The following is a 12,668-nucleotide window of genomic DNA, read 5'->3' as shown; positions in this document are numbered from 1 at the left end:
GTAAAAAGCCTCCATTAACTGTAAAATACAAAGTAGCAATGTATACTGGTGAGTGGAGGTTGATATCAATGACAATACCTTCTTTATTTGTAGCGCATGGTTCGCCTATGCTGGCTTTGGAGGAACATGATTATGCCCGCTTTTTACAAGGATTGGGTCAACATTTCAAAATTCCGAAGGCCATCGTAGTTTTCTCAGCCCATTGGGATACGCCAATTCAGTCAATGACCATGGATCAGACACATACTACGATGCATGATTTCTATGGATTCCCTGAGGAGATGTATAAGATTACTTATCCAGCTCTTGGTGATCCTGAATTAAACAAACGAATAGATGAATTATTTAAGAAAAATAATTTAAACTATACGCCCGTTCGAGATCGTGGACTTGATCATGGGGTTTGGGTTATTCTTCAGAAGTTATATCCCGAAGCCAATATCCCTGTTATTGAGTTGTCTGTCGATTCAACACGATCACCCAAGGAACAGTACAATATAGGTGCTATGCTTGCGGAACTTCGTAAGGAAGATGTACTTATTATTGGTAGTGGTGGTCTTGTTCATAATTTACGTACGATTAGCGAGGGTGCACAAACCGATGAATGGGCTGCTGAGTTCGATCATTGGATCGCTGTAGAACTCGAAGAATGGGATTTGAAATCGTTATTCGATTATCGGCAGAAAGCACCGTTTGCAGATCAAGCCGTTCCTCCATATGGATTGGAACATTTTGCTCCATTGTTCTACGCAATGGGAGCAGCAGACGATGAACGTAAGGCGAAACGACTATTTCAAGATTATCAGTATGGCAATCTTAGTCTGAACTGTTGGATGTTCGGATCGTAATATAAAAGGAGTTCTTCCTTCAGTGATGAAGAGAGAACTCCTTTATTTGATATGGTGGAACTAACCGTTTCTGTTTCATTAAACGCTATGCTTCTTCGCTTGAGGAAGAAGGGTTGCTACTGTATTGATATAGTTGCGAGGAATATTTCTCAAAAAAGGAATCATCCAACGATCTAGCCCAATCCGACCTCCATTTGCGGCTGCAACAACAATGAAGCATTCCATCAATAGCATTTGAACGTTAGTGCTAACAGTACCCGATAGTAGAAAAGCGGTATTCATGACGATGGCCATGAGTGCTGCAAATGTGGTGAATACGCCAAGTATGAGACCTAGTCCTACGAGAGTCTCTCCTAGAGGGACCATAATATTGAAGGTCTTAACGGCTGGTAATGCGGCATGTTCCAAGAATGCAGCCCACCATCCTTGAACGGCAGGATGATCACCTGTACTGTTCGCAATCGCTCCTTGTAGGAACCCTCCAGCATCAAAGCCGCCTGTTAATTTATGAATACCACCTGTAAACCATGTATATCCAAGATAGAGTCGAACGAAAGTAAGGATAAACGCTGCTACTTTGTTAGTTCTGAGCCAATTGTTAAACATAATATCACTCCTAAGTATATTTGGATGTAGGTTTCTTTTGTTGAATGTGTTTGTTGAAAGATGATCATCTTTGATATCCTTATTATATGTGAAACATTTCACTTAAGTTGTGATTTAAATCACAAATTTAAAATAAATTTTAAGATAATTAAATTGAGCCTAACTTTTCGACATCAAATGATGAAGCCTGACAAAAAGTTGCTTTTGTGATTAAATGGAAGAAACAAAGAAGTCCTTAGACAAGGAGGAGTATTCATTCATGAATCGACCGAAGTTAATACAGATGTTGAGTATCTTATTCATGGCATTCATTCTTTCATCCTGTACCAATGCTAAACAAGAGGCAGAACCACCTTCGGAAATAACGCCATTAGTTGAAGAAGAAAAGCCTACTTCAGACCCCGTTACTCCCATAACTCAATATGTAGCTCCACTTACCGGGTTGCCTATAGAATTCCCCTCGAACAAACGTCCGTTAGCTGTTATGGTCAACAATGCTCCAGCTGCAAGGCCACAATCGGGGTTAAGTAAAGCAGATATCGTATATGAAGTATTGGCAGAAGGAGGAATTACACGACTCGTCGCTATTTATCAAAGCCATAGTGATGCAGTTACCATTGGACCCATTAGAAGTATAAGGCCTTATCTCATCGAGCTTGGTGGTCTTTATCATGGTCTACTCGTACATGCGGGTGGAAGTCCGGAAGCCTATTCAATCATTCAGAAGCAGAAGAAGGAAGATCTTGATGAGATCGGTAAGGCAGGTGCTTATTTCTGGCGAGATAAGAGTCGTAAGGCTCCGCATAATTTGTACTCTGACACGGACAAACTCCATGAAGGAGCGAATAAATTAAAGTATGCACAAGAAGTGGCTATACCGACTTATCCTTTCCGCTCAGAGAATGAAATTATTGCAGGAGAGCATGCTAGTAAAGTGGATATTACTTTTTTGCTCAAAAATTATATCGTTTCGTATGATTATGATGATTCGAAGCAAGTATATAAACGTTCCATTAATAATAAGCCACACATGGACCTCACGAACAATATGCAGTTAGAAGCTGCAAACGTGATTGTGATGGGAGCGGATCACAAGGTACTTGATGATGTAGGACGTCTTTCAGTTGATATTAACCTTGGCGGTGAAGCATTAATATTTCAGCAAGGCAAGCTAATTAGAGGGAATTGGATTCATTCCAAAGATGATGTCATTCGATTTGTAAGTAATGATAAGGAGATTCCATTAGTTCCGGGTACAACATACATAAATATCGTACCTAATGATCCTACTTTTGAAAGTCATGTCACCGTGTCGAATGTGAAACAAAATTAGGCTTTAAAGTTAAATGTTGTATTAAATAACTGGGTAAATATGAAAGAAAATAGAAAATTCAAGAAAATATAAGTACAGACAGCTTTCGTTGCAAGAAAAGATAGAGTCCGCCTTTACAAAGGGGTTGGGGGTTATGGTAAGATAGCAAGGGTTCTCTTGTATATGGATGAACTGAAGGCAATATTTTGAGCAGAGGAGTAATCAAATGGTATTCAAGAAGAAAAAGGACATCTTTTTCGAAACAATGGAAAATATGGCAGATACAATCGTACAAGCTGCCGATTATTTTGCACAAAACGTGTCGAAATATGAAGATGTATCTGTATTTGCAGGTGAAATGAAGAAGTATGAGTCCCAGTGTGATGAATTCACGCACACGATTATTAAGGAACTCAACAAAACGTTTATTACTCCCATCGATCGTGATGACATCTTGGCGTTAACGTCCAGCTTAGATGATGTTATGGATGGTTTGGAGGCTACGGCTTCCCGATTCTATATGTATGATCTGCATAAACCAGACGAATATATCGTTCAGTTTGCAGAGATTTTGCGTCAATCTGCTTATGTAATTCAGAAGGCAATTCATTTACTATCGCAAAAGAAACTTCTAGCTATTCGTGAATATACGATTCGTTTGAATGATCTTGAGAACCAAGGTGACGATTTGCTTCGTATTTGTGTGAAGAATTTATTCGCAACTATTAGTGATCCCATCGATTTGATTAAGAAAAAAGAAATTTATGAACGTCTAGAACAAACTACGGACACGTGTGAAGATGTGGCCAATATGCTGGAATCGATTATTATGAGCAATTCATAAGGGGTTTACAAACATGGAAACGTCATTATTTGTTTTAGGCATCGTCGTCTTTCTTGCATTAGCATTTGACTTTATTAATGGATTCCATGATACGGCCAATGCTATTGCGACTTCAGTCTCCACCCGTGCATTGAAACCGAGAGTAGCTATTATAATGGCAGCTGCTATGAACTTCCTTGGTGCAATCACATTTACAGGGGTAGCTAAGACCATTGGGGGTAGTGTTGCTGATCCAGCGGCGCTTGATAATGGGATTGAGGTCGTTATTGCGGCATTACTAGCTGCTATCATTTGGAACCTAGTGACTTGGTGGTTCGGCATTCCTTCTTCCTCATCACATGCCTTAATTGGTGCGTTAACAGGGGCGGTATTGGTAGGAGCTGGAGCGGGTTATGTGAAGTGGGAAGGATTTATCAGTATTCTTAAAGTACTAATCTTCTCTCCATTAATTGCATTCGCTATTGGTTATATTATTATGACTCTTTTGAAATGGATTTTTGCAAAAAGAAGTCCTCATAATGTCAATAAAGGTTTCCGCACGATGCAGATTCTCACAGCGGCAATTCAAGCCTTCACACATGGTACGAATGATGCACAGAAAGCAATGGGGATTATTACATTTGCTCTCGTTACATCAGGGTTTCAGGATCATCTAGAGGTTCCACTTTGGGTTAAATTATCTGCCGCTACAGCTATGGCACTTGGTACTTCCGTTGGTGGATATAAAATTATCAAAACAATGGGAACTAAAATTTTCAAAATTGAACCTATTAATGGATTCGCAGCAGATATGGCTGGAGCTTCGGTTATATTTACAGCAACGATGCTTCATATGCCTGTAAGTACAACACATGCGATTACATCAGCGCTCTTAGGTGTAGGTAGTGCCAAACGAGTATCTGAAGTGAAATGGTCACTTGCGGGACGGATCGTCATTACATGGTTTATTACCATTCCAATTGCAGGATTGTTAGCAGGCGTGATCTTTAAAATATTATTCTAGAAAATAGGCGTGAAGATTTACTAAATAGACATACTGGGATAGAAGTGGCCAATCACCGAAGGTTGGCTTTTTTTTGTACAAGAGTATCGGATTAGAGAGGAAGTATTAATATTTATGATTAGGACACTTGCTATTACTCATACGCATGAGGTAAAAGTGGGACTTCCATTAGAAGAGATTCATATGGATGATTATGCGTGGATTTGGACGGACTTCAGCTCTCCTACGGTAGAGGAGGCAGATTTACTAAATACATATTTCCATTTTCATCCGCTGGCTGTTGAAGATTGTATGTTTGTATTACAACGGCCCAAATTAGATTTTTACGATGATACACAGTTTCTGGTTCTCCACGCCCTCAACCCCGATACGCTACATGCAGAAGAAGTGGATTTATTCTTAAATCATAATTTGATCGTATCTTTTCACCATCGACAACTTCCTGAGATTGATGAAGCATGGTCACAAATTATTCAACATGCTCACGACCGTAAAGTATGGGCTCGTGGCCCAATTGCTTGTGCATATACGTTGATTGATATGATGGTAGATCGCTATTTCCCTACGTTATACAGCATTGAAGATGAGTTAGCAGAGATTGAGAATCAAGGTAGCAATGAATCTGTGGAGGATTTGATGAACCAAGTGTTTGATCTTAGGGGACGCTTGTTGAAGCTTCGGCGGACGATTGTTCCTATGCGGGACCTCATGTATCGGATTGTCAACTCACAACATATTCAGAATAGTGGGGAGCATAAGGTATATTTCTCAGATATTTATGACCATTTATTGAAACTAGCAGATATGATAGAGGCTGACCGAGAGATGACTTCGGATTTGCGTGATAGCTATATATCTCTCAATTCCAACCGAATGAATAACATTATGAAGACACTCACCGTCATTACGGTTATCTTTATGCCTTTGACTCTAATTGCAGGAATCTATGGAATGAACTTTGCCCAAATGCCGGAACTTAACTGGAAATATGGGTATGCTATCGTGATGGCGGTAATGTTCATGCTTGGTGGTGGCATGGTGGTGTGGTTCATTCGTCGAGGCTGGTTCAAGTAATTAGAGTACTCACATCGGAAGTAAGCACTCTAATTACTTTGCTGAATTGGAACTATTATTTGGGGGATTTCTTGCCGGACGAACGCCGCTTAGTAGAGTTGGTGGATTTGGTAGACTTACGTGATGGAGCTGGTTTACGTTTAGTAGATGATGTTTTCTTACGCCGGCGTTTACGCGGAGTATAGTATATGGGATCATCATCATCGGGAGTACCCTTCGTCTTACCTTTACCAAAGGTACCCATCATTAGCTTAATCATAGGTGCCATTTGTTGAACACCACTCATCACCTTTTGGAATTTCCCCATCGAGTTTACGATACCATCAATGCCTCCCATTCTGTCGATTACACCTTTGAGCTCACCTATGTTTGCTAGAGAGAATCCTGTTTTGGCAGCTGTCGCCACAGCGGGTAATACTGCTGTTGTAGCAGATGTAGACTCAATCAAGTCAGCTGCGCCGAATCCAGTCAAGCCGCCTCCGCCTTGAAATGGAGATAGGCCAGACGATTCAAGCTGAGGAATAGCCCCCAAGGAATCAATTCCAGGGTATGGATTATTATATGAAGACGAAGAGAAAGGACCGAGTGAACGCTGGTTGCTCAGAGAACTACGGTGGTAATGCTCAGCCATGATTATCACTATCCTTTTCAGATTGGTATACGATACTGTATGTAATAGGCGAACATAAAGTATGGACGAATGCCCTGATGAGCAGGGATAGGAGCGGAAAAGGGCTGATGCCTAAGCGTGATGAATATGCTAGAATGGTAAAGAAATGACGGTGTAGATGAAGTCTGATTCTATTGAAAACAGTCTGATTGAGTGCTTTCGTGATTCGCTTCATTACTGCGTGAAACCGTTAATGCTTGAAATGATTGTATTGACTACAGTACAATGGGGATACATAGTAATAGTAGAGGATGATTAGCGGTGCAATTAAAGAAACTAAATGATAAGAGTGTAGATCAACTATTTGAAGCGGTATTGACGCTTAAGAATATAGAAGAATGTTACGTATTCTTCGATGATCTGTGTACAGTAAATGAAATTCAATCACTCTCTCAACGTCTGGAAGTAGCACGTATGTTAGGGAAAGGGTCCACATATAACCAGATCGAGGCAGAGACAGGTGCGAGTACTGCAACCATCTCACGAGTGAAGCGTTGTTTGAATTATGGTAATGATGGGTATAAAATGTCGTTGGAACGCCTAGGACGCTAATGTGTAGACCAGGTGTATTAATCATCAGCCATGGCTCTAGGGAGCCTAATTGGGTAGCATTGGTGGATGAATCTGTGAATCAGTTACCGCTGCAGGATACTATTCCTGTGGCGGTTTCGTTCTTGGAAATTGTAGAGGGAAGATTGATTCAAGATGGCATTCACCTCCTTGAAGAACAAGGAGTAACCGATATTATCGTCATTCCGTTATTTGTATCTTCAGGTAGTACACATGTGGATGAAATTGCTTATGCACTGGGTGTGAAAGAGATGGCAGATTGTGATACTGATCTTGAACCTTATCATATTCAAGCTAATATACATTATGGAAAGCCTATGGATGACGACGATGATGTTGCTCAGATGGTATGGGATAAAGTACGCAGTTTATGTGTGGATGTTGATCAACAAGTGATTTTACTTATTGGACATGGAAGTATATACGAGGGATTTCGAGAGCGTTGGGAGAAGGGAATATCCTCTCTTGCGCTCAAAGTTCAGGCGATTAGTGGTGTGAGGGTCGATTATGCACTTCTGAATCCGAATTCACTCCAAGAACGAACGGAGTATTGGCAAAGAGAATACGGGTATCAAGTCATCGTGGCTCCTCTTTTTCTGAGTGAAGGATATTTCACTCGAAACGTTATACCAGAACGACTTAAGGGACTATCGTATCGCTTTTCAGGTCAGGCACTGTTACCGCATCCTCTGATATCTCAGTGGATAGGGAGACAGGTGCAGGTTATGTTGCAAAGGTTCACATTATGATAACGGGTGGCGGTTCTCGTATGAAGAGAGCAAGATTGATATATAATCCTACCTCAGGTCGTGAGGAAATGAAAAGAAGGCTTGCGGATATCTTACAACGTCTCGACAAAGGTGGTATTGAGACTTCGGTACATGCCACTACAGGAGAGGGAGATGCTACTCGTGAAGCTGCGGAAGCGGTAGAACGTGGGTATGATCTCATCATCGCCGCAGGTGGTGATGGTACGTTATATGAAGTGGTTAATGGAATGGCGGGTAAGGAGAATCTTCCACCGCTTGGTTTATTTCCACTTGGAACAACAAATGACTTCGCTCGGGGGCTTGGAATTCCTAAGAATTGGGAAGACTATTGTGATCTGATCATTAGACAAGAGACACGGCCTATTGATGTAGGGAAAGCGAATGATCGGTATTTCATTAATATTGCAGGTGGTGGAACACTAACGGAATTAACGTATGATGTTCCAAGTAAGTTGAAGACATTAATTGGACAACTTGCATATTACCTCAAGGGTATCGAGAAGATGGTTAGCTTATCTCCTCAGGAACTCTTTATTAAAGCTAATGGGCAACCGGATATTCACGATGAATTCATGTTGTTCCTAATTGCGAATACGAATTCTGTAGGTGGCTTCGAGAAGCTCGCACCAGATGCTCGTATTGATGATGGTCTATTTGATGTCATTGCGCTTAAGAACTGTAATCTGCCAGAGTTCGTTCGTGTGGTTAGAATGGCACTGCGTGGAGAACATCTGAAAGATAAGAAAGTAATCCATTTCCAAACGGATTATATGGAAGTTACTTCACCTGGTCAAGTGCTGTTGAACCTCGATGGCGAGTTAGGTGGTAGTCTCCCAGGAACCTTCCAAATGCTGAAACAGCATATGCGGATTTTTGCGTGATCGTAACTAATGATGAAATGAATGTAGGTTACATCCAAGAGATTAACTTATCCATGGGATGAGATAACACATATATATGATGAGAAGATAAGGAAAGAAGTGAATATAGCATCATGAAAAAACACCGTAGCGGTCGACAATCCGATCGCCGCAGTAATCCGGCTCCGTTGATCGGGTTGCCGGTATCCAAGAACGATGAAGTCGTAATCGACATCATTGGTATGAACCATGACGGAGAAGGGGTAGGCCGTACAGAAGGCTATACCCTTTTTGTTGCGGGCGCACTCCCAGGAGAGAAAGTCCGCGTGAAAGTGCTCAAGACGAAGAAGCAGTATGGCTATGCCAAACTACTAGACATCATTATACCGAGCCAAGATCGTATTGGTGCCCTTTGTCCAATCAACGACCAATGTGGGGGCTGTCAGTTACAGCATATGGACTATAACGCTCAATTAGCGTGGAAACGTCAGTTAGTAGTGGACAACCTAGTTCGGATTGGTAAGTTAGATGTGGCGGATGGAAGTTTGAATCGTGAGATCGAAGGTGAAGAACAAGGAATTACTGTTCTTCCTACACTCGGAATGAGTGATCCTTGGCGATATCGCAATAAAGCTCAAGTTCCTTTTGGTACAACTGAGGGTGGACTTGTCGGTGGGTTCTACGCAAAAGGGAGCCATCGGATTATCGATATGGAGGCTTGCCTCATTCAGCATGAGAATAATGACGAGATTGTGGCGCACATCAAATCCATTGGTCAGAAGCTTGGTATCACGGCGTATGATGAAGAAACAGGTCAAGGCTTGCTTCGTCACGTTGTTGTCAAAGTAGCTTTCCGTACGGGTGAATTGATGGTTGTCTTGGTGACGAACGGAGCGAAGATTCCAAACGTAGACACTTGGATTGCTGAGATCACGAAGGCGATGCCAGCCGTGACAAGCATCTGTCATAATATTAACACTCAAACGACGAATGTCATCTTCGGAGACAAGACAAACGTCTTGTGGGGAAATGAAGTTATATACGATTATATCGGTGATGTGAAATTTGCGATTTCTGCTCGTTCTTTCTATCAAGTGAATCCGGTGCAGACCGAAGTACTATATGGTAAAACGTTGGATTATGCTGGACTTACTGGAGCAGAGACCGTGATAGATGCTTATTGTGGCATCGGCACAATCTCACTATTCTTAGCTCAGCATGCGAAGCAGGTCTATGGCGTGGAGATCGTTCCTGAAGCCATCGAAGACGCTAAGGTAAATGCTGCGTTAAATGGCATGACCAATGTAGAGTTCGCAGTCGGTGCATCCGAAGATGTGATTCCACGCTGGAAAGAGCAAGGCATCACACCTGATGTGATCGTCGTCGATCCACCACGGAAGGGTTGTGACCCTCGCTTGTTGGAGACGATCCTGGCGATGCAGCCGGAGCGGATTGTGTATGTGAGCTGTAATCCTTCAACGCTTGCGCGGGATTTGAGAGTACTTGAAGATGGTGGATATCGTACGGTGGAAGTGCAACCGGTGGATATGTTCCCGCATACGGTGCATGTGGAGTCGGTGGCTTTGTTGGTGAGGAATAGTACAGATGTTGAGATTCCTTGTAAATAAAGGGGTATTTTATTAGAACATTGTATAGAGACTAGTGATACAGATTGTGTTTTTGGACGTTGGTGTTAAATTGGTGTCAAACTTTAACGTCAGTAGGCACAAATAAACATAATTCATCGGAACAATGAATTAATAAATGGTGACCTGTTGTAGTCTAGCGAAAGCAAAGAACCCAAGCGATTTTATTTCTAATCGCTTGGGTTCTTTGCTTCTTTCCGACTTGTAAAGGTAATAATCTGGTCAAACGTATTGGCGGCTTCTTTATCTGCTCTCGCTAAGACATGGCCGTATATGTTCATGGTCGTGGTTATATTGGCATGTCCTAGTCGTTCAGAGATAATCTTGGCATGAACACCTTTGTTAATTAACAAAGTGGCGGACGTATGGCGTAGATCGTGAAATTTAATGTATCTTAATTTGTGCTTCTTTAAGAAGCCTCGGAACCATAAATAGGGGCTTTCTGGATAAAATGCTTTGCCATACTGATTGAAGAACACAAAAAAATGATTATTGTCTCGGATCTCCACTAAGTTATCCCATTCTTGTTTGCAGAACTCGTAATAATCCTTTAACTCTGCCCATACAGCATCGGATAAATTGATTTTACGTGTGGATTTTTTTGTTTTAGGTTCCTTAATTATAGGTTTACCATCAATGAAAACTGAAATGCTTTGCTTCACATGAATGGTTCCTTGTACTAAATCAACATGTTTCCATTCAAGTCCAACCAATTCGCCTCGGCGAAGACCTGTGGTTAGCGCAAGGGTGATCATCATGCGCCAATGGTAAGGCTCGTGCTGTATAGCCTGAAAAAGGACTTGGATTTCCTCTTCATCGTAAACTTCACTTTCCTTATGTACAACTTTAGGTGCTTTTACACCAGAAACAGGATTAGATTTAATGACTCTCCATTCGACGGCCCTTGAAAAGATATTCTTCATCACCCGATAGACATATTGAACTGTTCCTGAAGAAAGAGTACCTTCTTTTCCATCCTGTCGGCTTCCTTCTTTTCCCAAGTCACTAAGTAGTGATGCTATGTGCAAAGGTTTAACTTGATCCAATCGTAAATGTCCGATCACAGGGAGAATACGTTTATCCAAAACTCTGTGATATAGACTTAATGTTTTTGTCTCAAGCTCTTTAATGGCATACTTCTCCTGCCATTCGTCTATAAAAGCATAAAAAGTCAATTTTTCTGGAGCAATGTAAGCACCAGCCTCAACCTCAATTTGGAATTTAGCGAGTTCGATTTCCGCTTCTTTTTTTGTGCGGCAATGAACAGTTTTTCCTTGGCGAATATATTTCCCTGAAGCATTTTTCCCTACGTTTACTGTTAGTCTCCATGAGTCTGCCCCACGTTTTAGTAAATTTGCCATTTAACCACCTCCATAGGACGTAAAACACACTTCAATTATGTCCATAAAGTTTTTAGGAGATACTTGTAAGACCAACACACTTAATTCTTTGGCTTGTTTTTTATGATATTGAGTGTCGATATTATTGGTTTTTATGGAAGAAATATTAAAATAAATCTTTAGGACTCCTAAATATGCTCAACATTCTGTTGCAAGGAGCGATTAAAGATCTTAAGGCAGATCTAGCGGTATGAGTACTGGGAATTTCAACAACAAAATCATGCTGAATGAATCAGAGCAGCAGCAACTAAATATATTAAAAATCCAAAAATCTAAGTTAGTAGAAATAATAGATCCTTTGAGTAGGATTAACGTATCGATGGATAAGTCCATCAGTGAATCCGAAGACTGCTGCTGAGTCTCGGTATCGCGGTGCCAGCCATTGGAAGTTTAGGAGAGGATAAGCGAACTAGGCGGGAAGCTGTAGTTCCCAAGAAGATGGAAATACGTACCTGGGGGGAATTTCTTACAGAGGAGGAGCAAGAATCAAGTGGCGATGCTAATTCTCGGAAATGCATCGGTTGGATAAGCTCAGAGGGGCTAGTTAAAGGATGGAGTAATCTTAGCAAACACCTATATATAGCACAATAGAATTTGATCAAAGAATGGCAATAGGCTTGCGTTAAAACAAAAGAAAACAATATTGCACTGTGCCGTTTTTTTTGAAAAGGCAGTCAGTAAGAGGGAGGCTAGGAGCGAGTCTAATGATTCGAAATTCTGTTGGTTTTCGCTAATGTTTGAATGATGCTGGTGTTTTTTTAAAGATAGATTCTAACATTATGAACGAAATTATTTTCGGATTAAGCAGTAATAGTTCATCGTATTCAACGTAAATATGAATATTCGATGTTAAAGTATTTTAAAGTATAGATCAGAACACCACTTAATTTTTGATTCTCTACTTCTCTCATATATTTTTATTAGTTGATTCATAACAAAAATTCTTTGGACAATATCCTCAGGGAGCGTACGTGCCGCTAACCTTCGCAACTTGATCATTCCTAGAACTCCACTTTATTTTCGTTGTGAGCGATACTTTTTTTCCACTTGCGTAATAACCTGTTA

12 protein-coding genes are annotated in these 12,668 nt (G+C 41.0%); 9 read left to right on the top strand and 3 right to left on the bottom strand.

The genetic code is table 11. The features are described 5' to 3' along the window. The first annotated feature begins 68 nt into the window (after window positions 1–68). Window positions 69–848 carry a DODA-type extradiol aromatic ring-opening family dioxygenase gene (locus BW961_RS27235; RefSeq protein WP_068592216.1) on the top strand — a complete coding sequence of 260 codons (780 nt, stop codon included), beginning with the start codon at window positions 69–71 and terminating at the stop codon, window positions 846–848. 78 nt (window positions 849–926) lie between these two features. Here BW961_RS27235 and BW961_RS27230 read toward each other — a convergent pair whose 3' ends face one another. Then, window positions 927–1,454, bottom strand: a complete 528-nt coding sequence (locus BW961_RS27230) for a DoxX family protein (RefSeq protein WP_068592215.1) — start codon at window positions 1,452–1,454, stop codon at window positions 927–929. Between the two features lie 259 nt (window positions 1,455–1,713). Here BW961_RS27230 and BW961_RS27225 point away from each other — a divergent pair, with 259 nt between their 5' ends. The 4 genes from BW961_RS27225 (at window position 1,714) to corA (ending at window position 5,687) form a co-directional block, all read left to right on the top strand. Then, complete coding sequence (locus tag BW961_RS27225; RefSeq protein WP_068592213.1) at window positions 1,714–2,787, top strand: DUF3048 domain-containing protein; 1,074 nt, start codon at window positions 1,714–1,716, stop codon at window positions 2,785–2,787. Window positions 2,788–2,992: 205 nt separating this feature from the next. Next, window positions 2,993–3,610, top strand: coding sequence for a DUF47 domain-containing protein (locus tag BW961_RS27220; protein WP_068592211.1), 618 nt, complete (start codon window positions 2,993–2,995; stop codon window positions 3,608–3,610). A gap of 13 nt (window positions 3,611–3,623) precedes the next feature. After that, on the top strand, window positions 3,624–4,613 hold the full coding sequence (locus tag BW961_RS27215; protein ID WP_068592209.1) for an inorganic phosphate transporter: 990 nt from the start codon (window positions 3,624–3,626) through the stop codon (window positions 4,611–4,613). A 114-nt stretch (window positions 4,614–4,727) separates the two neighbouring features. Further along, the gene (corA, locus tag BW961_RS27210) at window positions 4,728–5,687 is read left to right on the top strand and encodes a magnesium/cobalt transporter CorA (RefSeq protein ID WP_068592207.1); all 960 of its coding nucleotides are present in this window, start codon (window positions 4,728–4,730) and stop codon (window positions 5,685–5,687) included. A 55-nt stretch (window positions 5,688–5,742) separates the two neighbouring features. Here corA and BW961_RS27205 read toward each other — a convergent pair whose 3' ends face one another. Continuing rightward, on the bottom strand, window positions 5,743–6,318 hold the full coding sequence (locus BW961_RS27205) for a hypothetical protein (protein WP_068592206.1): 576 nt from the start codon (window positions 6,316–6,318) through the stop codon (window positions 5,743–5,745). Between the two features lie 300 nt (window positions 6,319–6,618). Here BW961_RS27205 and BW961_RS27200 point away from each other — a divergent pair, with 300 nt between their 5' ends. The 4 genes from BW961_RS27200 (at window position 6,619) to rlmD (ending at window position 10,185) form a co-directional block, all read left to right on the top strand. Beyond that, entirely contained in the window at window positions 6,619–6,909 is a 291-nt protein-coding gene (locus tag BW961_RS27200) for a YerC/YecD family TrpR-related protein (RefSeq protein WP_068592204.1), read from the top strand. After that, entirely contained in the window at window positions 6,909–7,676 is a 768-nt protein-coding gene (locus BW961_RS27195; RefSeq protein ID WP_068592203.1) for a sirohydrochlorin chelatase, read from the top strand. Before BW961_RS27200 ends, BW961_RS27195 begins: the two co-directional genes overlap by 1 nt. Before the next feature lie 20 nt (window positions 7,677–7,696). Continuing rightward, window positions 7,697–8,578 (top strand): diacylglycerol kinase, encoded by an 882-nt coding sequence (locus BW961_RS27190; RefSeq protein WP_068592245.1) that lies wholly within the window; start codon window positions 7,697–7,699, stop codon window positions 8,576–8,578. A gap of 113 nt (window positions 8,579–8,691) precedes the next feature. Beyond that, window positions 8,692–10,185, top strand: a complete 1,494-nt coding sequence (gene rlmD, locus BW961_RS27185) for a 23S rRNA (uracil(1939)-C(5))-methyltransferase RlmD (protein WP_068592202.1) — start codon at window positions 8,692–8,694, stop codon at window positions 10,183–10,185. Window positions 10,186–10,373: 188 nt separating this feature from the next. Here rlmD and BW961_RS27180 read toward each other — a convergent pair whose 3' ends face one another. Beyond that, the gene (locus BW961_RS27180) at window positions 10,374–11,564 is read right to left on the bottom strand and encodes a site-specific integrase (RefSeq protein WP_068592199.1); all 1,191 of its coding nucleotides are present in this window, start codon (window positions 11,562–11,564) and stop codon (window positions 10,374–10,376) included. Window positions 11,565–12,668: the final 1,104 nt, after the last annotated feature.

It is taken from the genome of Paenibacillus macquariensis (genome assembly GCF_900156375.1).
In the GTDB taxonomy this organism is placed as follows: domain Bacteria; phylum Bacillota; class Bacilli; order Paenibacillales; family Paenibacillaceae; genus Paenibacillus_AQ; species Paenibacillus_AQ macquariensis.
The sequence above is the reverse complement of the archived record's forward strand: the minus strand, read 5'-3'. Positions and strand labels throughout refer to the sequence as shown.